Consider the following 21906-nt stretch of genomic DNA (forward strand, 5'->3'; position numbering starts at 1 on the left):
AGTCTGTCACGCCAAACTGCGAAAAACCTAATTTCACGCCAAGCTGCGAACAGCCTGACCTAACCCAGGTCTACGGGAGCAACGAAGCGCATCTGGCGGGCGCAGCCCGCGGCCCACACCTCGGCCTCGAGTTCGGCCACCGCCGCGGTGGGAAAGCTCGGGCCGCGGTCGGCGCGGCCCTCCACCAGCAGGCCGGTGAGCGCGCCCACCAGCGGCATATGGCTGACCATCACCAGCGGCCGCCCCTCGGGCCGCGCCAGCAGCCAGTCGGCCACCGCCGCGGGGTCGTCGTCGGGGGTAATGATCGGCAGCGTCTCCACCGGGGCGGCCAGCGCCTCACCAAGGATGGCGGCCGTCTGCTGCGCACGCTCGTAGGGGCTGGCCAGCAGGTGCAGGCCGGCAAGGTCTTCGCGTTCCGCCAGCCAGGCGGCCATGCGCGCGACCTCGCGGCGACCCTGCCCGGTCAGCGCCCGCTCGGCATCCGGTCGCCCCGGCCCCGCCTGACCGTGGCGCAGGATCAGCAGGCGCTCAACCATTGGCGCCCCCGCCCCCGCTCTCGCGGTGGGCGCGCTGCACGTCCTCGCGGGCCAGCACGAACTCCACGTCGCTGCTCTGCTCGCCGAGCATCAGCATGCGCGCCATCTCCTTGGCCGGTACGCCCTTGAACAACACCTGATAAAGCCCTTCCGCCAGCGGCATGTAGACACCTTCCTGGCGGGCCTTTTCACGCACCAGGCGCACGGTGTTGACCCCCTCGGCCACCTGCCCCAGCGCCGCCACCGCCTCGTCCAGGGTGCGGCCCTCGCCCAGGGCATAGCCGACCCGGTAGTTCCGCGAGAGAGCCGAGGAGCAGGTCACGATCAGGTCGCCAACCCCGGCGAGTCCCAGAAAGGTCATGGGGTTGGCGCCCCGATAGACGGCGAAGCGGCTCATCTCCGCCAGTGCCCGGGTCATCAGCATGCTGCGGGTGTTCTCGCCCATCCCCAGCGCGGCGGCCATCCCGGCCGTGATGGCGTAGATGTTCTTCAACGCTCCGCCAAGTTCGACGCCGTGGCGGTCGTTGCTGGCGTAGACCCGAAAGTAGTCGCAACCCAGCGCCGTCTGCACGCGGGTGCGGGTCTCGGGGTCGTCGCTGGCGATCACCGTGGCGGTGAGCTGCTTCTGGGCGACCTCCGAGGCCAGGTTGGGCCCGGAGATCACGCCGATATGGGGGAATCCGGTCTCCTCCTCGAGGATCTGGCTCATCAGCTTGAAGCCCTCCTCCTGGATGCCCTTGGTGGTGCTGACCAGGATCTGGTCCGGGGTCAGCCAGGGGCGAGCCTGGCGCACCACCTCACGGAAGGCCTTGGAGGGGATCGCCACCAGGACGAGGCCGGCCTCGTCCAGCACCTCTGCCATATCGGTGGAGGCAACCACCGCGGGATTGATCGCATAGTCAGGCAGGTAGCGGCCGTTGCGATGCTCGCGATTGATCTGCTCGGCCAGCTCGGGGTCACGCAGCCACTGGCGCACCCTGCCACCATTGTCGGCGGCGATACTGGCCAGGGCGGTGCCGAAGCTGCCGCCGCCCAGCACCGCCACCTTCATCTGTTCCTCTGCCATGGTCGGTCCCGCCTGTTATTGATGAAATCAGGATGGATGGAATCGGGGGGGAATGGAGTCACGATTGTAGCGAAAAAGGGGCCCGAATCGTCAGCCGATTCGGGCCCCGGTAACCACTCTGTCGACCGACCTTCACGGCAAGCCGACAGCCAGCGGCCTAGTCGATATGTGACAGCAGCGAATCGATGCTATCACGGGCATCACCGTAGAGCATCCGGGTGTTCTCCTTGTAGAACAGCGGGTTCTCGATGCCCGAATAGCCGGTGCCCTGACCCCGCTTACTGACGAAGACCACCCTGGCCTTCCACACCTCCAGCACCGGCATGCCGGCAATGGGGCTATTGGGGTCGTCCTGAGCCGCCGGATTGACGATGTCGTTGGAGCCAATGACGATCGCCACGTCGGTGCGCGGAAAATCATCATTGATCTCGTCCATCTCCATGACGATGTCATAGGGCACCCGCGCCTCGGCCAGCAGCACGTTCATGTGCCCGGGCAGGCGACCGGCCACCGGGTGGATGGCGAAGCGCACCTCCTTGCCGGCGGCGCGCAGCTTGCGCACCAGCTCGCTGACCGAGTTCTGGGCCTGGGCCACCGCCATGCCGTAGCCCGGCACGATGATCACGCTGTCGGCATTGTTGAGCGTGGCCGCCACCCCGGCGACATCGATGGCCACCTGTTCGCCCTCGATCTCCGCCGCCGGCCCCGTGGTGCCACCGAAGCCCCCCAGGATCACGCTGATGAAGTTGCGGTTCATCGCCTTGCACATGATGTAGGAGAGGATCGCCCCCGAGGAGCCCACCAGAGCGCCGGTCACGATCAGCAGGTCATTGGAGAGGGTGAAGCCGATGGCCGCCGCCGCCCAGCCCGAGTAGCTGTTGAGCATCGACACCACCACCGGCATGTCGGCGCCGCCGATGCCCATGATCAGGTGGTAGCCGATGAAGAACGCCAGAGCGGCCAGCACCAGCAGGGTCCAGAAGCCGGCGCCGTTGAGGTAGAGGATGGCCAGCAGCAGCGAGAGCACCGCGGCGCCCGCATTCAGCTTGTGGCCCCCGGGCAGCTGCTTGGCCTTGCCGTCGACCTTGCCGGCCAGCTTGCCGAAGGCGATCACCGAGCCGGTGAAGGTCACCGCCCCGATGAAGATGGCGAATATGACTTCCAACTGCAGGAAGGTCAGCTCGTCGGGGGCCTTGGTGGCCACCAGGGCGGCGAAGGCGGAGAACTGCTCGGTCGCTCCCCCCACGGCCTGGACGGCCAGCACCCGGCGTCGCTCCAGGTCGGCGTTCCAGGCCACGAACACGGCGGCCAGGCCTACGAAGCTATGCAGCGCCGCCACCAGCTGGGGCATCTCGGTCATCGCCACCCGCTTGGCCACGACCCAGCCGATCGCCGCGCCGATGATGATCAGGGGAATCATCAGCCAGTGAGCGCCGATACCGGGGCCCAGGGCGGTAAACAACACCGCCAACGCCATGCCGATGATGCCGTACCATACTGCCCGCTTGGCTTTCTCCTGATTGCTCAGCCCCCCCAGGGAGAGGATGAAGAGCACGCTTGCCGCAATCGCCGCGGCCGATACAAATCCTTGACTCAGCATGTCATCTCTCCGGGATCAGGACTTCTGGAACATGGCCAGCATCCGGCGTGTCACCAGGAAGCCGCCCACGATATTGATGGTGGCGATCAGCACCGAGATACCCGCCAACAGCATGACGACCCAGTTCCCCGAACCGATCTGCAGCACGGCGCCGAGAATGATGATCCCGGAGATGGCATTGGTCAGCGCCATCAGTGGCGTATGCAGCGAGTGGCTGACGTTCCAGATCACCTGGAAGCCCACGAAGCAGGCCAGCACGAAGACGATGAAGTGCTGCATGAAGGAGGCCGGGGCGATCTGAGCCAGCAGCAGCATCAAGGCACCGCCCACCCCGAGCATGATGGCCTGGCGCTTGGTCTGGGCCTTGAAGACCGACAGCTCCGCGGCCTTCTTCTCCTGCGGCGTCGGCGCCTTCTCCTTGGGCTTGGGCTTGGCCGCGGCGATCGCCTTCACCTTGGGCGGAGGCGGCGGGAAAGTGACCTCGCCCTGGTGGGTCACCGTGGCGCCACGAATCACGTCGTCCTCCATGTCGTGCACCACCACGCCATCCTTTTCCGGCGTCAGGTCGGTGAGCATGTGACGGATGTTGGTGGCGTAGAGCAGGGAGGACTGGGTGGCCATGCGCGAGGGGAAGTCGGTGTAGCCGATCACCACCACGCCGTTATCGGTCACCACCCGCTCGTCGGCAACGGTCAAGTCGCAGTTACCGCCCTTCTCGGCGGCCAGGTCGATGATCACCGAGCCGGGCTTCATGGCCGCCACCATGTCCTCAAGCCACAGCTTGGGCGCCGGGCGGCCGGGAATCAGCGCGGTGGTGATGACGATATCGATGTCAGGCGCCTGCGCGCGGAAGCACTCGAGCTGCTTCTCGCGAAACTCCGGACTGGAGGGCGACGCGTAGCCGCCGGTCTCGGCGCCGTCCTGGCTCTCCTCGAAGTCGAGGAACACGAACTCGGCGCCCATGGACTCGATCTGCTCGGCGACCTCGGGCCGCACATCGAAGGCACGCACCATGGCCCCCAGGCTCACCGCGGTGCCGGTGGCGGCCAGACCCGCGACCCCGGCACCGATCACCAGCACCTTGGCCGGGGGCACCTTGCCGGCGGCCGTCACCTGGCCGGTGAAGAAGCGTCCGAAGTGATTACCCGCCTCGATCACCGCCCGGTAGCCGGCGATGTTGGCCATGGAGGAGAGCGCGTCCATCTTCTGCGCCCGAGAGATGCGCGGCACCATATCCATGGCGATCACGCTGGCCCCCTTCGCACGGCAGCGCTCCAGCAGCGCCTCGCTCTGAGCCGGCCAGAAGAAGCTGACCAGCGTCTGCCCCTCCCGCAGGCGATCGGCCTCCTCCTCGGAGGGCTCGCGGACCTTGATGACCACCTCGGCGTCGCGCCACAGCGCCTCGGCCCCCTCGATGACGGTGACGCCCGCCGCGCGGTAGGCTTCGTCGGTGAAGCCCGCCGCCTCGCCGGCTCCGCTCTCCACAAGACACTCGTGTCCCAGTTTCTGGATCTGCTGAGCGCTCTCGGGGGTCAGCGCGACACGCGCTTCCCCCGCGGCACTTTCCTTGGGTGCGCCGATCTTCACGTTTTTTCTCCTGAATGCAGGTCGCAGGACAGCTTTCGACACCCGCGGTGTCGGTCGTCTTCTCACCAGAGTTACATAGAGCAGCACACCGTGGCGAAGGGATCAAGTTCAACGCGACAGCCTGTCACGGCTCGGCACTCGGCGAGTCGCCCCCGAACAACAAGCCCCCCGCCGGCCTGTGAGGCCGGCGGAGGGCTCTGGAACACGGTGACGCGGCGCAGTACCGCCCAGGTTCAGGCCGTCAGCAGGGCGTTGAGGCGCTTGACGTAGGCGGCCGGGTCGTCGAGGTGGCCGCCCTCGGCGATGATCGCCTGGTCCAGCAGCACGTGGGCCAGATCACCGAAGGCCTCGCCCTCGACCCCCTCCAGCTTGGCCACCAGGGCGTGGACGGGGTTGAGCTCGAGGATCGGCTTGACCTCCGGCATCGGCTGGCCGGCAGCCTCCATGATGCGGCGCATCTGGAAGCCCATCTCGTGCTCGGGCAGCACCACGCAGGCCGGCGAGTCGGTCAGTCGATGGGTCACCTTGACCTCCTGGACCTGGTCGCCGAGCGCCTCCTTGACGCGCTTGACCAGGTCCTCCTTGGCCTTGGCGGTCTCCTCCTGGGCCTGCTTTTCCTCCTCGCCCTCGATCTCACCGAGGTCGAGCTCGCCCTTGGCCACGTCGACGAAGGCCTTGCCGTCGTAGTCGTTGAGGTGGCTCATCAACCACTCGTCGACGCGATCATTCAGCAACAGCACCTCGATGCCTTTCTTGCGGAAGATCTCCAGGTGGGGGCTGGACTTCGCCGCGTTGAAACCATCGGCGACGATGTAGTAGATCTTCTGCTGGCCCTCCTGCATGCGCTCCACGTAGTCGGCCAGGGACTGGTCCTGGGTGGCGCTGTCGGTGTGGGTAGTGGAAAAGCGCAGCAGGCCGGCGATCTTCTCGCGGTTGGCGAAGTCCTCCGCCGGACCCTCCTTGAGCACACTGCCGAAGGTGTTCCAGAAGGTCTGGTAGGCCGCCTTGTCCTTGGCCAGCTTCTTGAGCATGTCCAGCGCCCGCTTGGTCAGCGCGGAGCGGATCTTCTCGACCTTGGGATCCTGCTGCAGCAGCTCCCGGGAAACGTTGAGCGACAGATCGCGAGTGTCCAGCACGCCCTTGATGAAACGCAGGTAGAGCGGCAGGAACTGTTCGGCGTCGTCCATGATGAAAACGCGCTGCACATAGAGCTTCACGCCGCGGGCGCCGTCGCGCTCATAGAGATCGAAGGGCGCGCGGCCCGGCACGTAGAGCAGGCTCGTGTACTCCAGCTTGCCCTCGACCTTGTTGTGGCTCCAGGTCAGCGGATCCGAGAAGTCGTGGGCCACGTGCTTGTAGAAGGCCTGGTACTCCTCGTCAGAGATCTCGCCCTTGGGGCGAGACCAGAGCGCGGTGGCTTCGTTGACCGTCTCCCAGCTGACGGTCTCGCTGCCTTCGATCTCCTTGCCCTCCTCGTCGCGGGCTTTCTCGACCTTCGGCATGCGAACCGGTACCTCGATGTGATCGGAGTACTTGCGCACCAGGCTCTGCAGGCGGAAGTCGTCGGCGAACTCCTTGGCGTCATCCTTCAGGTGCAGCACTATCTCGGTGCCGTGGGCCTCGCGCTCGATGTCGGCCACGCTGAACTCGCCCTCGCCCTTCGAGCGCCACTCCACGCCCTCGGCCTTGTCGCTGCCCGCCTTGCGGGTGCGCACCGTGATATCGTCGGCGACGATGAAGCCGGAGTAGAAGCCGACGCCGAACTGGCCGATCAGCCGGGCATCCTTCTGCTGCTCGCCGGAGAGCTGCTTGAGGAAGTCGGCGGTGCCGGAGCGGGCGATGGTGCCGAGGTTCGAGATGACCTCCTCGCGGTTCATGCCGATGCCGTTGTCGCGCACGGTGACGGTGCCCGCCTCGGCGTCGTGCTCGATCTCGATGCGCAGCTCGCTGTCACCCTCATAGAGCGCATCGTTGTCCAGCGCCGCGTAGCGCAGCTTGTCGCAGGCATCGGCGGCGTTGGAGATCAACTCGCGCAGGAAAATCTCCCGGTTGGAATACAGGGAGTGGATCATCAGGTGCAGCAGCTGCTTGACCTCGGTCTGGAAGCCAAGGGTTTCTTCATGGGTGGCGGTGGTCATGTGTCCTGAACCTCGTCGACAAGTTCTGCGGCAAGCGGTGCCGCGATGTGAATCACTGTCGCCGATATGGGGCCCCGCGGACGCTTTTCAAGCCTCGTGCCGCTCATGCGTCGCTGCGGCCGAGCTCCCCCAGCACGAAGTGCAGCCGCGCCGTGGCCACCGGAACCGACTCCCTCTCCTGCCAGGCCTTCACCTGAACATTGGCCAGGCGTCGTCCCTCACGCAGCAGCGAGCAGCGGGCGAAGGTGGGCACAGCCCGCGCGGTGCGCAGGTAGTCGATGGAGAGGTCGACGATCCGCGGCAGCCTCGCCTCCCGCGCAGCCAGCATCAGGTCCAGGGTCGCGGCGGTCTCCATGAAGGCGGCGACCACGCCGCCGTGCAGCGCCGGCAGCAGCACGTTGCCGACGTTGTCGGCATGAGGCTCGAGCCGGAAGCGCAGCCCGTCGTCATCGGGATCTGTCTCGACGCTCACCCCGATGCGGCGGGCGTAGGGAATCAGCGCCAGCCAGGCCGCCACATCCCCTTCCTGACGGGTGCGCTCGATCCATGCCACGTTATCGAAGCCCTCAGGCATTGCCACTCTCCTCGTCATGGCTCTCTGCAAAGAGCGCCTCGGCGAAACCGGGCGGCGTGTTGCGCGGTCCCAACCGCACGAAGTTGCCGATGCCGCGAGCCACCGGCTTTCCCTCCTCCTGCCACAGGGTGCCTTCGGTAAAGACCACCGACGCGGTGACCCTGACCACCCGCGCCTCGGCGTGGAGCGCCAGGCCCGCCAACGCCGGCCGGAGGTGGTCGACGCGCAGGTCCAGGGTCGGGCACACCTCCGGCTCGGGCAGGCCGCGCAGCACCACCGACCCGCACACGGTATCCAGCAGCATGGTCAGCACGCCGCCGTGGACCAGCCCCCGGGAGGCATCGCCCAGCAAGTCGTCGCACCAGGGCAGGCGCATCCGGATGCCATCGGCATCGGCCGCCAGCACCTCGAGGCCCAGCTCACGGGTGTGGGGAATCACCCGCACGAAACGGGTCAGGGCGCGACGCCAGTCGTCGGCACTCGGTGACGTATCGGTAGGCATCGGATCTCAGGAGCACGGCAGATGATCAAACGATCGTATCAGGACGCTGCGCCTTCGTCGCTTCGATCTTCGTCGATCGGCTCTCTCCAGGCCCGGTATGGTGCCAGGCTGGCATCGACCCGGGTCAGCAACCAACCGACGATCACCACATCGTCGAGCAGCCCCACTACCACCAGGAAATCGGGGATCAAATCCAGAGGCGACACCAGGTAGACCAGGGCCGCCAGCATCCACAGGAAGGCGTGCCATGGGACGGGGCGATAGTCGCCGCGCAAGACGTCACGCAGCATGGGCACGAAGAGTCGAAGCGCCCGTGCAATCTGCCTCAGGAACCGTGCTCGGCGCCGCAGCCTTCCCCACAGGGTCCAGCCACCGACTCTTGCCATCACACCCTCCTTGTCCACCTTCGTAAATACCGCTAAACGGAAAATACCGCTAAACGATAGTCGAAAGGCCACATCGACGACAGGCCCGAGGATGATCCGGCTTCCCAAGCGAAGTCGGATCGACGACCATGGCACTTCGCGCAGAACGTACCACGCAAGAGAGATTCGAGATGCCTGCACGCCCCGCCCTATACCGCTGGCGCCCCCTTGTGGCCGCCGCCCTACTCTGCCTGACCTCGGCCGCCTTCGCCACGGACGACCGCGCGCTTCGCAACGCCCTGGAGGCCGCCCGCAGCCAGCAGTGGGAGCGTATCGACCAGCGCACCATTCACGGTCACCCACTGGCCGGCTACGTGGAGTACCACCGCCTGCGCGGACGCCTGCCCCAGGCCGAGCCGGGCCAGATTCTCGACTTCATCGAACGCCACGCCGACTCGCCGCTGGGCGAGTGGCTGCGCGGACAGGCCATCGCCCAGTACGGCTACGCCGGCCGCTACGGCAGCCTGCTCGCCGTGGCCGACGGCGAACCCGCCGGCACCGCCCGCCAGTGCTACTACTATTCTGCCCTGCTGGGCAGTGATCCTCAGACGGCCGCCGAGGGCGGACTGGCGCTGTGGACGGTGGGCCGCTCCCAGCCGGACGCCTGCGATGGCCTGTTCGACGCCCTGCGAAGCCGCGGGGTGATCGGCGAACAACAGGTCTGGGAGCGCAAGATGCTGGCCTGGCAGGCCGGTGAATCGGGCCTTGTCAGCTACCTGGGCCGCCAGCTCGGCAGCCGCTGGCAGGAGGCGCGCCAGGCCATGGAGCGCCTCTCGGGTGACTTCGCCGCCGTGACCCGAGTACCGACCTGCCTGGGGCCTGAGTGCCGCGGCTCCGGGCCGCTGTTCGCCGCCGCCATGCACGGCTTTACCCGTGCCGACACCGAGGCGGCCCTGGAGGCGTGGCGCAAGGTCGCGCCCCATCTGCCGATCAAGCGCGACCACCATGACGCCATCCAACGCGACCTGATCTTCTACACCCTGGTTCGCGACATCCGCCACAATCGCAGCTGGGTCGACCAGGCCCTGGCCGGGCGCAGCGACGCCGACCTGCTGGAGCTGCGCGTGCGCGCCGCCCTCGGCGAGCGCGACTGGCGCGGGGTGTTGAGCTGGCTGAATCGCATGGAGCCGGAGACCCGCGACGACAGCCGCTGGCATTACTGGGCGGCACGCGCTCACGAGCAGCTGGGCGACCGCGACCGCGCCCGGGATGCCTATGTCCTGGCCGCCCAGGGGCGCAGCTTCTTCGGCTTCGCCGCCGCCGACCGCATCAACCAGCCCTACGCCCTCAGCCTGGAGCGCAACGGCTTCGACGACAGCTACCGGCAGCAGGTCTCCCGCTGGCCGGCCGTGCAGCGCACCGAGGCGCTGCTGCGCATCGACGAACCGGGCCTGGCCGCCAGTGAATGGTATGCGGCCGTGGAGCGTGCCGACGAACGCGAGGCACGCGCCCTGGCCGACTACGCCCAGCGCCGCGGCTGGCATGCCAAGCTGGTGCAGACCACCATCACCGGCCACATGTGGGATGCCCTGGACTGGCGCTTCCCCGAAGCCTACCGCGAGCACTTCCTGCACTGGGGCCGCATGACGGGCGTCGACCCCTACCTGCTGATGGGCATCGCCCGCCGCGAGAGCGCCTACAATCCCACGGCACTCTCCCCCGCCGGCGCCCGCGGCCTGATGCAGGTGATGCCGGGTACCGCCACCCAGTTGGCCCGCCAACTCGGCATCAGCGACCCGGGCCCCTATGGCGTGCTCGACCCCGAGCTCAATATCCGCCTGGGCAGCACCTATATCCGCGACATGCTCGACCGCTACAGAGGCAACCGCCTGGCCGCCGCGGCCGCTTACAACGCCGGCCCCGGCCGGGTCGACCGCTGGCTGGCCGACGCGCCGGAGGAGTTCGATCTCTTCGTGGAGAGCATCCCCTTCCGCGAGACCCGCCTCTACGTCCAGGCGGTGCTTTCCTACCGGGCGATCTTCGAGAGCCTGGCCAACGGCGGCAACAGTGAGGGTGTCTCCATGCTCAGCCCGGCGGAAAAGACGGTGCGCTACGACCGCTCGCTGCTGGCGAGGAACTGAGCTGGAAGCTGGAAGCTGGAAGCTGGAAGCTGGAAGCTGGAAGCTGGAAGCTGGAAGCTGGAAGCTGGAAGCTGGAAGCTGGAAGCTGGAAGCTGGAAGCTGGAAGGCAGCGTGCTACCTCCAGCCCATGAGTCAAGATTTTTCTTCCAGCTTCAGGCTTATGGCTTACAGCTCCGTGCGTTAGCCGGGTTGGCGCTCCAGCGCCAGCTTCACGCCGAAGGCCACCAGCACCGCCCCGGTGGCGCCGTTGAGGCCACGAGCGAAGGCGCGGCTGGCCAGCAGGCGCCCGGCGCTGCCCACCATCACCGCCACGCTGATCTGCCACAGGTTGGCGATCACGAAGTGTACCCCGGCCAGGAACAGCGACTTGGCCAGTGCCGGGTCGCCGGGGGCGATGAACTGGGGCAGGAAGGCCATGTAGAAGATCACGGTCTTGGGGTTGAGCACGTTGGAGAGCAGGCCCTCGCGCAGCGGCTGCCACACCGGCACCGGCCGGCGCTCGCCGGTCATCACCCCGGCCACCGCCAAGCCCTGGCGTCGACGCGCCGCCAGCAGGCCCTGCGCGCCCAGCCACACCAGGTAGGCGGCACCGGCCAGCTTGAGCAGCCCGAAGGCCCAGGCCGACTGCAGCAGGAGCAGCGAGATCCCCAGCGCCGAGACCGCGGCGTGCACGAAGAGTCCGCAGCAGATCGCCAGGCTCGTCAGCACGCCGTCGCGCACCCCGCTCCGGGCGGTGTTGCGAATCACCAGCAGGGTGTCGACGCCGGGGCTAAGGGAGAGCAGGGTGATCGCCACCAGGAAGGGCCAGAACTGGGCGTCGATGAACATGGGTGCGGGTGTTCCTTGCGTCGAGAAGCGAGCTTGCTGCCCGACCGGATTCGATCTACAGTGGTTTTGCGGCTGACGGCCGGGCCGATACAACCCCGCCCGTCAGGGTGTTTCTGCACCTTATCGCAGCGCTGGGCAGCAGGAAACAAGTCGTCGTTAGTCGTTCGATTTCTTCGATACACGCAGTGCGCACGTCTTCCCTGTCTTGTCCATGCAATTCGGGCCTCCGCACCGGCGGACCCGGGACGACCATTACAGTAAGTTAAGGAAATCGACAATGGCAACTGGCACTGTCAAGTGGTTCAACGACACCAAGGGCTACGGCTTCATCTCACCGGACGACGGCGGTGATGACCTGTTCGCTCACTTCTCCGAGATTCAGGCTGACGGCTTCAAGACCCTGCAGGACGGCCAGAAGGTTACCTTCGAGGTCACCCAGGGCAAGAAGGGCCTTCAGGCTTCCAACATCCGCCCCGCCGACTGATTCGGCGCGCGGACGGCGGCACTTCGGCGCCGCCGCAGTCACGAGAAGGCCCACCGCTCGGTGGGCCTTTTTTATGCTCGGCAGTCGTGGCCGCCGGGGCTCAGGGCTCGTCCGACTCCATGGGCTCGAGCTCGAAGTCGTCAGCTTCCATGGGCTCGAATTCGGGGAGTTCCTGCTCCACCGCATCGAACTGCTCCTCCAGGCGGCGCTGGGCTTCCTCGAAGCGGCGCTCCTGCTCCTCGATGATGGCATCGATGTCGGAGCGGGTCGGCCCGCCGGTATCGAGCTCGTCTTCATCCAGGCCGGAGTCGAAGTCCATCCCGGCATCGAAGGCATCGTCACCCTCCATGGGCTCGGGGACGGCGGCCTCCTCCTCGGCCGCCTCGAACTGCTCCTCGATGCGCTGCTGCGCCTCCTCGAAGCGTCGCTCGGTCTCCTCGAGCATGGCGTCGATCTCGTCGCGGGTGGTCTCGCCGGGCAGCGCCGCGCCCTCGTCCAGGGTAGTGGCAGGCGACTCGCCCAGGGTCTCGCCCTCGGGAATCTCCTCCGGCACGTCATCGGCCACCTCGGCCGCGGGCGTCTCTTCCTCGACCAGCCCCGCCTGCTCCTCGGGCGGCAGCTCATCATCGAGGGCTTCCGGCTCCTCGGCCGCCGCCGCGCTCTCTTCCTGCCCGGCAGGCTCGGCCGGTGACTGCTCGGTCGCCGCCGGAGTCGGCTCGTCACCGTTGCCGCAGCCGGCAAGCCCCAGCGCCATCAGGGCCGCCAGCAGCGTGGGTTTCCAGGATTTCGTTTGCATGTGCATGCTCCTGCACGTCTGAATTGTTAGGGGACACATTGCAACAGAGCGGCCGGTCTCCCGCAAGGCAGAACCCGGGTCACTCCTCACTCAGGGCGTCACGCAACGGCAACGGGCAGCCCAGGGTCCAAGCCACCGCACGCAGCAGCTCAGCCTCCTCCGGGGCTATCCGGCCATCCTCCTCCACACAGCACACCATGGCGGCCAGCAGCGCCGCCCGCTCGGCCTGGACCAGCCGCACCAGGCGTTCCATGGCCCAGTCCAGGTCAGCCGCCGCGGGCGGCTCGCGCACCAGATCCAACTCGACGCCGAGCGCCCTCCCCGCCTGATCGAGGGACCCGCGCACCTCATCCGGCGCTGCCTGGCCGCTACACGCCAGGGTGGAGAGCAGTAGCGACAGCGGCCCCGCCAGGTCACGCATGTGCCGGTCTCGGCGCGCCCGTCGTTCGCCCTCGATACCCACCAGCACCAGCCGGTGCAGCGCCCATTGCAGGGCACCCGGTGCGGTTTCCGCGGCCATCAAGCCGGTGAGGCAGTGGCGGAAGCGGGCAAACTGGGCCGCAGAGAGCTGGCGCAGCTGCGGCAGGGCCAGCTCGATCAGCGGCAGGCGATCCCCCGGCGTCAGGCTTGCCAGGGGCTCGACCAGGGCGTCGAGTTCGCGCAGCACCTCGGGCAGCGCCTGGTTGGTCAGCACGCGCCGCTGGGCATCACGGCTGGCCGGGTCCACCCCCATCAGGATCCCGTAGACCAGTGCGCGGGCGGCGAAGGGCTCATGGGCGGCGTCGATCAGCCCTGAGTCGATGCTGGCCAAGCGGCGCCGCGCCGCGGCCAGGGCCGCAGGGTCGGGCTGGCCGACGCTGGCTACCACCGCACCCGCCAGGACGGCTCCGGCCACCCCCCCACCGAGAGCGGCTCCTCGCGGCGAAGCAGGGGCAGCACGCTCAGACGGCGCGGCCTTCGGCGTCGGCGCGAAAGGCTCGGGCAGGCTCCCGTCCCAGCGCGGAAGCACGCGGCGGATGCGCGCCTCCAGGGGAGGGTGAGTGGCGGTGAGCCGGCTCAGATGGCGCACGCCGCTGCCGAAGTAGAGGTGGCTGAATTCAGAGGCCTGGGACGCCATCAGTCGCGAGCCCAGTCGATAGGCGGCCAGGGTCTGCAGGGCGCCGCCGATGCCCTCGGGGTTGCGCGTGTACTGGACGGCGCTGGCGTCGGCCAGGAACTCGCGCTGGCGGCTCACCGCCGCCTTGATCAGGTTACCGCACAAGGTGCCGGCATAGCCCACCAGCATCAGCGCCGCCCCGCCGGCCATCACCGCCATGTGGCCCCCGCCGCGGCGCCGCGACGAGCGCCCGCGCCCCGTCATCGCGGCACCGCGCAGCAGCAGCTGACCGATCAGACCGATCACCAGGATGCCGTGGAGCAGAGCCACCAGGCGCAGGTTGAGGCGCATGTCACCGTGGAGAATATGACTGAACTCGTGGGCGATGACGCCCTGAAGCTGGTCGCGGTCGAGGTGTTCGATGGCGCCCCGGGTCACGCCGATGACGGCGTCGTGGGGCTCATGTCCGGCGGCGAAGGCATTGATGGCGGCGTCCTCGAGCAGGTAGACCGACGGCACGGGCATGCCCGAGGCGATGGCCATCTCTTCCACCACGTTGAGCAGCTGAAGCTCGTCGGCGTCCCGGGTATCGGGGTTGAGCGGGCGGCCACCCAGGGCTTCCGCCACCGCCGAGCCGCCGGCGCGCAGCTGCAGGTGGCGCATCACCGCACCGCCCACCACCAAGGCCACTACCCCCAGCGTCACCCAGGCGAACAGCTCGGGCGCCAGCGCCCGCGCCAGCGGGTCCGCCCCCCCAAGCTGACCGTCCATCAGCACCATGGCCAGCGCCACCAGCACGCTGGCGGCCACGATCAGGCCGGCGACGGCGAGCACCAGCAGAAACACCAGCCGGCCAGTGAGGCGACGGGCGCGATCCTGGGCAGTGAAGAAATCCATGCGCCGCCCCCGCTCAGAAACTGACGCGTGGCGCGGCCTGGATCTCGGCGCTGTCCTCGAACTCCAGCAACGCAGCATCCTGCTTGTGGCCGAAGGAGGGCGCCAGGATCACCGGCGGAAAGCTCTGCTTGTAGGTGTTGTACTGCATGACGGCGTCATTGAAGGCCTGGCGGGCGAAAGCGACGCGGTTCTCGGTGCTGGTCAGGGTCTCGGAGAGCTGCTGCATGTTTTCCGAGGCCTTGAGATCCGGGTAGGCCTCCATCACCACGTTGAGCCTTCCCAGGGCCGACCCCAGCGCGCCCTCGGCGCCAGCCAGTTGGGCCATGGCCCCCGGCTCGCCGGGGTGGGCGGCGGCCTGCTGCAGCCCGGCCAGGGCGCCGTTTCGCGCTTCGGTCACCGCCTGCAGGGTCTCACGCTCGTGGCTCATATAGGCTCGAGCGGTCTCCACGAGGTTGGGAATCAGGTCGTAGCGGCGCTTGAGCTGTACCTCGATCTGGGCGAAGGCATTCTGATAGCGATTCTTCAGCGTCACCAGGCGGTTGAAGATCGAGACCGCGTAGACCACCAGCAAGCCGAGCACCACCAGCGGCAGGATAATCGAGAGTGACATGGTCGACTCCTTGTCGAGATTGGGAGGGCAAATCCCGGCGACTTGACCCTTGTCAAGGCCCTGGGTGCCGGGCAGGCCATGCCGCAGCGGAGGCTTGATGCTATCATCGGCAATCGCCGGCCCGGCAAGGACAGCCTCAAGGCTAGCAGGCCGGCGTCCCGGGGTCGCCACCGGGATGTTCGAAGAGACGATTCAGGGAGCCGAACTTGGCCGAGCAACTCAGGGACTTCGCCTACGCCTTTCTCCACGCCCTGCGCAACCTGACGCCGATCATCGTGGTGGTGGTGGCCTTCCAGGCCCTGCTGTTTCGGGAGTGGCCGGACGGCGGCCTGAGCATCGCCATCGGCCTGCTGATCGTCGCCGTCGGGGTGGCGCTTTTCCTGCAGGGGCTGGAGCTGAGCATCTTCCCGGTGGGCAAGCGGCTCGCCAACCAGTTTGCCCGACGCGGCTCCATGCCGCTGCTGATGGCCTTCGGCTTCGCCATCGGCTTCTCGGCGGTGGTGGCGGAGCCCGCGCTGATCGCCGTGGCCGAGCAGGCCTACGAGATCAGCGAGGGGCGCATCGAGGCCCTCACCCTGCGCCTGATCGTGGCCACCTCGGTGGGCCTGGTGATGGCCGTGGGCGTGCTGCGTGTCATCCTCGGCCACCCCCTCCACTGGTACATGATCGTCGGCTACATGACCGTGGTGGCAGTGACCTTCTTCGCGCCGGAGGAGATCGTCGGGCTCGCCTACGACTCAGGCGGCGTGACCACCAATATCGTCACCGTGCCGCTGATCGCCGCCCTGGGCATCGGCCTGGCCTCCTCCATTCGCGGTCGCAATCCGCTGATCGACGGCTTCGGCCTGGTGGCACTCGCCGTGATGGTGCCGATGATCAGCGTGCAGCTCTACGGCATCCTGGTCTACGCCGACCCGGGCGAGGTCGCCAACGGCGCCGCCCTGGTGGGACTGGAGGGCGATACCGCGGCCCCCTCGAGCGCGCTCACCATGGTACTCGATCTGTTCAGCATGCTGCGCGACGTGCTGCCGATCATCCTGGTGATCCTGTTCTTCCAGTACGCGGTGCTGCGCCGGCCGCTGGCCAGCCCCCTCAGGGTGGGCGTCGGCTTCGCCCTGGTAATCATCGGCCTCTACGCCTTCGTGGTAGGCCTCAAGCTGGGGCTCTTCCCCATCGGCCAGCGCATGGCCGAGCAGCTGATCACCTTCGACACCTGGCTGTGGGTCTACCTGTTTGCCTTCGCCATCGGTTTCGCCACCACCATGGCCGAGCCGGCGCTGATCGCCGTGGGCCAGCAGGCCGAGGAGGCCGCCGCCGGCAAGATCCAGGGCAACGTGATCCGTCTCCTGGTGGCCGTGGGGGTGGCGATCGGCATCACCATCGGCGTGCATCGCATCATCAGCGGCGACTCCATCCACTACTACATCATCGGCGGCTACCTGCTGGTGATCGTGCTGACCGCCGTGGCGCCGCGCTATATCGTAGCGCTGGCCTTCGATCTCGGCGGGGTGACCACTTCGGAGGTGACGGTGCCCCTGGTGACCGCGCTGGGCATCGGCCTGGCCAGCCAGATCGAGGGGCGCAACGTGCTGATCGACGGCTTCGGCCTGATCGCCTTCGCCTCCATCTTCCCTATCGTGACCGTGATGAGCTATGCCATCCTGATGGAACGGGTGGCCCACTGGAGAGAGAGGCAACCATGAAGTTTTCCCTGCTGGTGGCCATCGTGCCGGAGGATCTGGAGCAGGAATGCATTGATGCCGCTACCGAAGCCGGCGCCGTGGGCATGACGCTGATGTCCGGTCGCGGCATCGGCGGCGAGCGCAAGAAGACCTTCTTCGGCCTGACCTTCGAGGGCAGCCAGAGCATCATGCTGATGACCCTGGAGAAGGGCCTGTCGCTCAAGGTGCTCAAGGCGATCCGCGAGATCCTCAACCCCTCTGGCGATGAATCCAAGGGGCTGGTGATGACCCTGCCCGTCGAACATCTGGGCGGCATCGACATGGCGCAGGTCAAGCGCTTCGAGGAACGGCTCAGGCACGATATCTGAGCGACCACCACTGACGGAGACGAGACGATGCTGGTCAAGGACATCATGATACGCGACGTGGTGACGGTCTCGCCCTTCGCCACCCTGCGCGACGCCCTGGCGCTGATGAAGAAGCACAACCTCAAATGCCTGGTGGTGGAACAGCAGGATCCCCACGACGCCTGGGGGCTGATCACCTACACCAATATCCTCAAGACCATCGTCGCCGAGAACGGCGACATCGACCTGATCAACGTCTACGACGTCTGCGCCAAGCCGGCCATCGGCGTCGGCGAGTCGCTGGACGTGCGCCACGTGGCGCGGCTGATGACCGACAGCATTGTCAAGCGCGTGCTGGTGCTGGACGACAACCGCCTGGTCGGCCTGGTGACCATGGACGATATCGTGGGTACCGTGCTGGACCTGATCGAGTAATACACTGGACCGACTGACATGGAAGAGTTCTTTACCTGGGCCGGCAGGACGCTGGGCGAGGTCATTCGCTTCGTGGTCGACCTGTTGACCAGCTTCTTCGCCAATATAGGCGACTCCGCCCGCGGCTTTCTGGACGGCCTGTCGTCGTCGCTGGGCATCGCGCCATCGCTGATCAGCCTCGTGGTGCTGGTAATCGGGCTGTGGCTGCTGTGGAAGGGCTTCAGAGCGCTGATGCGCCGCGCCATCCTGGCCGCACTGATCTGGCTGCTGCTGGGGGTGATGGTACTGAGCTGGCTGATATATTAACCGCCACGCCCATCATGAAAGCGCCGCCCCTCGGGGCGGCACTTTTCGTTAGGTCTCCGGCAGATCAAGCGAGCGCCTTTTCGACCACTTCAAAGACGTTCGGCGAGAGCTTCTCGGCGCGAATGCGCTCGAGTTCGGCCTTCATCAATTCCTGGCGAGTCTCATCGAAGCGCGCCCAGCGGGTCAGTGGCGTGATCAGCCGCGCGGCGATCTCCGGGTTAAGCCGGTTGAGCTCGATCACCACGTCGGCCAGCAGGCGGTAGCCCGCACCGTCGATGCGGTGGAAGTTGACCCGGTTCTGGCCAGCGAAGGTGCCGATCAGGGCGCGGACCTTGTTGGGGTTCTTCAGCGAGAAGGCCGGATGAGCCATCAGGAACTTCACGCGATCCAGAACGTCGGGCTGCGGGCGGGTCACCTGGATGGCGAACCACTGGTCCATTACCAGCGTGTCGTGGGCCCACTTCTCGCCGAAGGCCCTGAGCGCCGGTTCGCTGAGCTCGTCGCGGCTGCTGTGGGTCAGCAGGGTCAGGGCATGGCGCACATCGGTCATGTTGTGGTCGGCCGCGAACTGCTCGCGGGCCAGGTCGATCCCCTCCTCGTCCTCGATGGCCATGAGGTAGGAAAGCGCCACGTTCTTGAGGCTACGCCGTGCGATCTGCTCCGGGGTCGGCGCATAGGGCTCATCACGCTGGTTGTCACGATAGACCCGCAGGAAGTCGTCGCGCAGCGTCGTGGCCAGGCCCTGCTTGACGAAGGTGCGCGCCGCGTGGATGGCATCCACGTCCACCAGCGGCTGCTGCTCGGCGATATAGGCCTCGCTCGGCAGGGTCAGCATCTCGGCCAGCACCGCCTTGTCGTCGGGCTCGGCCTCGAGCAGGACGCGGAAGGCCTCCACCACCCGGCTGTCCATCACCTTCTCGACGCCGTTGCGGTGAGCGGCGATCAGGTCATCCAGGGCCAGCATGGCCAGGCGCTGTCCGGCATCCCAGCGGTTGAAGCCGTCGGCGTCGTTGGCCAGCAGGAAGGCCAGATCCTCGCGGCCGTAGGGGAAGCGCAGCTTGACCGGCGCCGAGAAACCTCGCAGCAGTGAGGGCACCGGCGCCTCGGAGACGTCGGTGAACAGGAACTCCTGCTCGGCCTCGCGCAGGTGGATCACCGCGTCGGAGCCGAGCGTTTCGCCATTCAGGGTCAGCGGCAGGTCGCGGCCGCTCTTGGTGCCCACCAGCCCCAGTCGAATCGGGATGTGCAGCGGCTGCTTGTGCGGCTGCCCCGGAGTGGCCGGGGTGCGCTGGCGCAGCATCAGGCGGTAGTCACCGCGGGCATAGTCATACTCGCCGAAGGCGTCGATCTCAGGGGTGCCCGCCTGGGAGTACCACAGCATGAACTGGGTCAGGTCGAGGCGGGATGCCTCCGCCATGCAGCCCACGAAGTCCTCGATGGTCACCGCCTGACCGTCGAAGCGCTCGAAGTAGAGATCGCTGCCTCGACGGAAGGCCTCCTCCCCCACCAGATTGGCCAGCATGCGCACCACCTCGGCGCCCTTCTCGTAGATGGTCAGGGTGTAGAAGTTGCCGATCTCGATATAGTGGTCGGGACGCACCGGGTGGGCCGTCGGGCCGGCGTCCTCGGCGAATTGGGCGGTGCGGAAGACGGCGACGTCCTCGATGCGCTTGACCGCCGGCGAGTTGGTGTCGGCGGAGAAGCACTGGTCGCGGAATACCGTGAAGCCCTCCTTCAGGGAGAGCTGGAACCAGTCGCGGCAGGTCACCCGGTTGCCGGACCAGTTGTGGAAGTACTCGTGGGCGACGATGCTCTCGACCCGCTGGAAGGCGGCGTCGGTGGCGGTATGCATATGGGTCAGCACCGCCGCCGAGTTGAAGATGTTGAGCCCCTTGTTCTCCATGGCGCCCATATTGAAGTCGTTGACCGCCACGATCATGAACAGGTCCAGGTCATACTCGCGTCCATAGGCCTGCTCGTCCCAGGTCATGGCGCGCTTCAGCGAGGCCATGGCGTGGTCGGTCTTGCCGAGGTTCTCCTCCTCCACCCAGATCTGCAGGGTCACCTCGCGACCGCTGGCGGTGGTGAAGGTGTCCTCGACCTTCTCGAGGTCGCCGGCCACCAGGGCGAACAGGTAGCTGGGCTTGGGATGCGGGTCCTCCCAGGTAACGAAGTGGCGGCCGTTCGGCAACGAGCCACGCTCCACCGGGTTGCCGTTGGAGAGCAGCACCGGCTCGCGCTCGGCGTCGCCGATCACCGTGGTGGTGAAGGTGGCCATGACGTCGGGGCGGTCCGGGTAGAAGGTGATGCGCCGGAAGCCCTCGGCCTCGCACTGAGTGCAGTACATGCTGCCCGAGCGGTAGAGACCTTCCAGGGCGGTGTTCGCCTGGGGAGCGATCTCCACCTCGGTGTCAAGGCGGAAGCGCTCCGGCACCCGATGAACGGTCAGTCCGGCATCGGTCAGCGCATATTCATCCGCTTCCAGCGGCTGGCCGTCGAGGGCGATGGCCTTGAGGCCAAGCCCCTCGCCGTGCAGCTGCAACGGCTCGCCGGCCGAACGCTCGGGGTGGCGCTCCAGGTGCAGGCAAGCCTTCACGCGTGTGGCGGCCGGGTCCAGGTCGAAGGTCAACTCGGTGCGGGTCACGCGGTAGGCGGGGGGACGGTAGTCGCTGAGATGGGTCGCCTGGGGGTCGGACATTCGGCATGCTCCTGTCGGAAATGGGTCCCATTGTACGGCGCCCGCCCCCCCAAGCTCAAAGCGGGCTCACTGGCCGCCCGGAGCCGGGGGCATAATGGCCCCGAGGGCATTCAGTCGCGGAAGTTATCGAACTGCAGGGGCAGGTCGGGGCCGTCCTCGCCACGCAGCAGCGCCATCACCGCCTGCAGGTCGTCTCGCTTCTTGCCGGTGACGCGCACCTTGTCGCCCTGGATCTGCGCCTGGACCTTGAGCTTGGAGTCCTTGATGCGCTTGACGATCTCCTTGGCCTCCTTCTGGTCGAGGCCCTGCTTGAGAGCCACCTCCTGTCGGGCGCGCACGCCGGAGAGCACCGGGTCCTGGACATCCATGCAGCGGGCATCGATGCCGCGCGCAATCAGCTTGCTGCGCAACACATCGAGCATCTGCTTGAGCTGGAAATCCACCTCGGCCTCCAGGGACACACTCTCGCCGTTGAGCTCGAAGCTGGCGGTGACGCCCTTGAAGTCGAAGCGGGACTGGACCTCGCGGTTGGCCTGGTCCACGGCGTTGCTGGCCTCGTGGCCGTCGAACTCGGAAACGATATCGAAGGAAGGCATGGCGGCTCCTGAAGGGCATGAGAGAGAAGATGATGGGAAACATCGGGATTCTATCAGTCCGCGACGATCGCTGCCGGTAGCGTCTCGAGGTCCTTGACCATCTGCCAGCCGGCGCAGCCGTCCTCGTAATACTCCGGTAGCCAGCGCTCCAGTCGGAAGCCCATGCGCCGGTAGAGCTTCAGGGCTACCCGATTGTCGGCGCGCACCTCGAGACCCAGCCGAGCGCTGCCGCGGGCCTGTGCCGCTCCCTCCAGGGCCTCGAGCAGCTGACGCCCCAGGCCGCTGCCGCGGGCGTCGGGATACACGCAGAAGGAGTAGAGCCGCGCCCGGCGACTTCCATGGCGAAACAGCAGGGTGCCATAGCCCAGCAGGCGGGCCGGCGCGAGGCCCTCGGCCTCGCGCTCGGCCACCCAGGTCTCGGCGTGGGCACGGTTAAGCAGATGCCAGAGCTGGCGGCGGCTGAAGCGGTCGCCGGTGAAGGCGCTCTGCTCCAGGCGGTAGAGGGCATCCAGGTCGTGGGAGGTGGCCGGACGCAGTCGGGGGGTCATGGGGGGCTCCTGAGTCGATGGCGATGATTCTGCGCAGCGCCGCCGCCGCTGTCAGCGCCCTGGATCATGAAATC

General features: G+C 67.1%; 21 protein-coding genes. 6 read left to right on the plus strand and 15 right to left on the minus strand.

What is annotated here, in order from left to right:
* Positions 1-59 precede the first annotated feature (59 nt).
* The 8 genes from sixA to ACM26W_RS13780 all read right to left on the minus strand — a co-directional run bounded on the left by sixA (position 60) and on the right by ACM26W_RS13780 (position 8389).
* The gene (gene sixA, locus ACM26W_RS13745; RefSeq protein WP_416137537.1) at positions 60-536 is read right to left on the minus strand and encodes a phosphohistidine phosphatase SixA; all 477 of its coding nucleotides are present in this window, start codon (positions 534-536) and stop codon (positions 60-62) included.
* Positions 529-1602, minus strand: a complete 1074-nt coding sequence (locus ACM26W_RS13750) for an NAD(P)H-dependent glycerol-3-phosphate dehydrogenase (RefSeq protein ID WP_416137538.1) — start codon at positions 1600-1602, stop codon at positions 529-531. Before ACM26W_RS13750 ends, sixA begins: the two co-directional genes overlap by 8 nt.
* Positions 1603-1759: 157 nt before the next feature.
* A complete protein-coding gene (locus ACM26W_RS13755; RefSeq protein ID WP_416137539.1) occupies positions 1760-3202 on the minus strand; it encodes an NAD(P)(+) transhydrogenase (Re/Si-specific) subunit beta in 1443 nt (480 codons plus the stop codon).
* 15 nt (positions 3203-3217) lie between these two features.
* Positions 3218-4789 (minus strand): Re/Si-specific NAD(P)(+) transhydrogenase subunit alpha, encoded by a 1572-nt coding sequence (locus ACM26W_RS13760; protein WP_416137540.1) that lies wholly within the window; start codon positions 4787-4789, stop codon positions 3218-3220.
* Between the two features lie 233 nt (positions 4790-5022).
* Positions 5023-6927, minus strand: a complete 1905-nt coding sequence (htpG, locus tag ACM26W_RS13765; RefSeq protein WP_416137541.1) for a molecular chaperone HtpG — start codon at positions 6925-6927, stop codon at positions 5023-5025.
* A gap of 103 nt (positions 6928-7030) precedes the next feature.
* Positions 7031-7501 carry a PaaI family thioesterase gene (locus ACM26W_RS13770; protein WP_416137542.1) on the minus strand — a complete coding sequence of 157 codons (471 nt, stop codon included), beginning with the start codon at positions 7499-7501 and terminating at the stop codon, positions 7031-7033.
* Positions 7494-8003, minus strand: a complete 510-nt coding sequence (locus ACM26W_RS13775) for a PaaI family thioesterase (protein ID WP_416137543.1) — start codon at positions 8001-8003, stop codon at positions 7494-7496. Before ACM26W_RS13775 ends, ACM26W_RS13770 begins: the two co-directional genes overlap by 8 nt.
* A gap of 38 nt (positions 8004-8041) precedes the next feature.
* Entirely contained in the window at positions 8042-8389 is a 348-nt protein-coding gene (locus tag ACM26W_RS13780) for a YkvA family protein (protein WP_416137544.1), read from the minus strand.
* Between the two features lie 170 nt (positions 8390-8559).
* Here ACM26W_RS13780 and ACM26W_RS13785 point away from each other — a divergent pair, with 170 nt between their 5' ends.
* On the plus strand, positions 8560-10509 hold the full coding sequence (locus ACM26W_RS13785; protein WP_416137545.1) for a transglycosylase SLT domain-containing protein: 1950 nt from the start codon (positions 8560-8562) through the stop codon (positions 10507-10509).
* A gap of 180 nt (positions 10510-10689) precedes the next feature.
* Here ACM26W_RS13785 and ACM26W_RS13790 read toward each other — a convergent pair whose 3' ends face one another.
* Positions 10690-11337 (minus strand): LysE family translocator, encoded by a 648-nt coding sequence (locus ACM26W_RS13790; RefSeq protein WP_416137546.1) that lies wholly within the window; start codon positions 11335-11337, stop codon positions 10690-10692.
* A 277-nt stretch (positions 11338-11614) separates the two neighbouring features.
* Here ACM26W_RS13790 and ACM26W_RS13795 point away from each other — a divergent pair, with 277 nt between their 5' ends.
* On the plus strand, positions 11615-11821 hold the full coding sequence (locus ACM26W_RS13795) for a cold-shock protein (protein WP_290905627.1): 207 nt from the start codon (positions 11615-11617) through the stop codon (positions 11819-11821).
* 100 nt (positions 11822-11921) lie between these two features.
* Here ACM26W_RS13795 and ACM26W_RS13800 read toward each other — a convergent pair whose 3' ends face one another.
* The 3 genes from ACM26W_RS13800 to ACM26W_RS13810 all read right to left on the minus strand — a co-directional run bounded on the left by ACM26W_RS13800 (position 11922) and on the right by ACM26W_RS13810 (position 15220).
* Positions 11922-12617: a hypothetical protein gene (locus ACM26W_RS13800; RefSeq protein WP_416137547.1), complete on the minus strand. Its 696-nt coding sequence runs from the start codon at positions 12615-12617 to the stop codon at positions 11922-11924.
* 79 nt (positions 12618-12696) lie between these two features.
* Complete coding sequence (locus ACM26W_RS13805; protein WP_416137548.1) at positions 12697-14610, minus strand: M48 family metallopeptidase; 1914 nt, start codon at positions 14608-14610, stop codon at positions 12697-12699.
* Positions 14611-14623: 13 nt separating this feature from the next.
* Positions 14624-15220 (minus strand): LemA family protein, encoded by a 597-nt coding sequence (locus ACM26W_RS13810; RefSeq protein ID WP_416137549.1) that lies wholly within the window; start codon positions 15218-15220, stop codon positions 14624-14626.
* Positions 15221-15426: 206 nt separating this feature from the next.
* Between ACM26W_RS13810 and ACM26W_RS13815 the strand changes: the two genes are divergently transcribed.
* The 4 genes from ACM26W_RS13815 to ACM26W_RS13830 are packed head-to-tail and all read left to right on the plus strand — an operon-like array spanning position 15427 to position 17990.
* Positions 15427-16923, plus strand: a complete 1497-nt coding sequence (locus ACM26W_RS13815) for a DUF1538 domain-containing protein (RefSeq protein WP_416137550.1) — start codon at positions 15427-15429, stop codon at positions 16921-16923.
* The gene (locus ACM26W_RS13820) at positions 16920-17270 is read left to right on the plus strand and encodes a P-II family nitrogen regulator (RefSeq protein WP_416137551.1); all 351 of its coding nucleotides are present in this window, start codon (positions 16920-16922) and stop codon (positions 17268-17270) included. The genes ACM26W_RS13815 and ACM26W_RS13820 overlap by 4 nt, the downstream gene beginning before the upstream one ends.
* Before the next feature lie 27 nt (positions 17271-17297).
* Positions 17298-17684, plus strand: coding sequence for a CBS domain-containing protein (locus tag ACM26W_RS13825; RefSeq protein ID WP_416137552.1), 387 nt, complete (start codon positions 17298-17300; stop codon positions 17682-17684).
* An 18-nt stretch (positions 17685-17702) separates the two neighbouring features.
* Positions 17703-17990: a hypothetical protein gene (locus ACM26W_RS13830; protein WP_416137553.1), complete on the plus strand. Its 288-nt coding sequence runs from the start codon at positions 17703-17705 to the stop codon at positions 17988-17990.
* Between the two features lie 64 nt (positions 17991-18054).
* Here ACM26W_RS13830 and pepN read toward each other — a convergent pair whose 3' ends face one another.
* From pepN to ACM26W_RS13845, 3 genes are all read right to left on the minus strand, one after another.
* The gene (gene pepN, locus ACM26W_RS13835; protein WP_416137554.1) at positions 18055-20688 is read right to left on the minus strand and encodes an aminopeptidase N; all 2634 of its coding nucleotides are present in this window, start codon (positions 20686-20688) and stop codon (positions 18055-18057) included.
* Between the two features lie 110 nt (positions 20689-20798).
* Positions 20799-21284, minus strand: a complete 486-nt coding sequence (locus ACM26W_RS13840) for a YajQ family cyclic di-GMP-binding protein (protein ID WP_416137555.1) — start codon at positions 21282-21284, stop codon at positions 20799-20801.
* A gap of 53 nt (positions 21285-21337) precedes the next feature.
* A complete protein-coding gene (locus ACM26W_RS13845) occupies positions 21338-21832 on the minus strand; it encodes a GNAT family N-acetyltransferase (protein ID WP_416137556.1) in 495 nt (164 codons plus the stop codon).
* Between the last annotated feature and the right edge of the window lie 74 nt (positions 21833-21906).

Origin of the sequence: Halomonas sp. HK25 (assembly GCF_047795635.1) — a bacterium.
Classification (GTDB): domain Bacteria; phylum Pseudomonadota; class Gammaproteobacteria; order Pseudomonadales; family Halomonadaceae; genus Halomonas.

What these genes read in the sequence shown, in the direction of transcription:
- ACM26W_RS13800 (WP_416137547.1), bottom strand. Translation starts at nt 12,617, where the DNA reads ATGCAAACGAAATCCTGGAAACCCACGCTGCTGGCGGCCCTGATGGCG.
- ACM26W_RS13830 (WP_416137553.1), top strand. Translation starts at nt 17,703, where the DNA reads ATGGAAGAGTTCTTTACCTGGGCCGGCAGGACGCTGGGCGAGGTCATT.
- ACM26W_RS13775 (WP_416137543.1), bottom strand. Translation starts at nt 8,003, where the DNA reads ATGCCTACCGATACGTCACCGAGTGCCGACGACTGGCGTCGCGCCCTG.
- ACM26W_RS13820 (WP_416137551.1), top strand. Translation starts at nt 16,920, where the DNA reads ATGAAGTTTTCCCTGCTGGTGGCCATCGTGCCGGAGGATCTGGAGCAG.
- ACM26W_RS13755 (WP_416137539.1), bottom strand. Translation starts at nt 3,202, where the DNA reads ATGCTGAGTCAAGGATTTGTATCGGCCGCGGCGATTGCGGCAAGCGTG.
- ACM26W_RS13825 (WP_416137552.1), top strand. Translation starts at nt 17,298, where the DNA reads ATGCTGGTCAAGGACATCATGATACGCGACGTGGTGACGGTCTCGCCC.
- ACM26W_RS13840 (WP_416137555.1), bottom strand. Translation starts at nt 21,284, where the DNA reads ATGCCTTCCTTCGATATCGTTTCCGAGTTCGACGGCCACGAGGCCAGC.
- ACM26W_RS13790 (WP_416137546.1), bottom strand. Translation starts at nt 11,337, where the DNA reads ATGTTCATCGACGCCCAGTTCTGGCCCTTCCTGGTGGCGATCACCCTG.
- ACM26W_RS13845 (WP_416137556.1), bottom strand. Translation starts at nt 21,832, where the DNA reads ATGACCCCCCGACTGCGTCCGGCCACCTCCCACGACCTGGATGCCCTC.
- ACM26W_RS13785 (WP_416137545.1), top strand. Translation starts at nt 8,560, where the DNA reads ATGCCTGCACGCCCCGCCCTATACCGCTGGCGCCCCCTTGTGGCCGCC.
- sixA (WP_416137537.1), bottom strand. Translation starts at nt 536, where the DNA reads ATGGTTGAGCGCCTGCTGATCCTGCGCCACGGTCAGGCGGGGCCGGGG.
- ACM26W_RS13795 (WP_290905627.1), top strand. Translation starts at nt 11,615, where the DNA reads ATGGCAACTGGCACTGTCAAGTGGTTCAACGACACCAAGGGCTACGGC.
- pepN (WP_416137554.1), bottom strand. Translation starts at nt 20,688, where the DNA reads ATGTCCGACCCCCAGGCGACCCATCTCAGCGACTACCGTCCCCCCGCC.
- ACM26W_RS13810 (WP_416137549.1), bottom strand. Translation starts at nt 15,220, where the DNA reads ATGTCACTCTCGATTATCCTGCCGCTGGTGGTGCTCGGCTTGCTGGTG.
- ACM26W_RS13805 (WP_416137548.1), bottom strand. Translation starts at nt 14,610, where the DNA reads ATGGATTTCTTCACTGCCCAGGATCGCGCCCGTCGCCTCACTGGCCGG.
- ACM26W_RS13770 (WP_416137542.1), bottom strand. Translation starts at nt 7,501, where the DNA reads ATGCCTGAGGGCTTCGATAACGTGGCATGGATCGAGCGCACCCGTCAG.
- htpG (WP_416137541.1), bottom strand. Translation starts at nt 6,927, where the DNA reads ATGACCACCGCCACCCATGAAGAAACCCTTGGCTTCCAGACCGAGGTC.
- ACM26W_RS13750 (WP_416137538.1), bottom strand. Translation starts at nt 1,602, where the DNA reads ATGGCAGAGGAACAGATGAAGGTGGCGGTGCTGGGCGGCGGCAGCTTC.
- ACM26W_RS13780 (WP_416137544.1), bottom strand. Translation starts at nt 8,389, where the DNA reads ATGGCAAGAGTCGGTGGCTGGACCCTGTGGGGAAGGCTGCGGCGCCGA.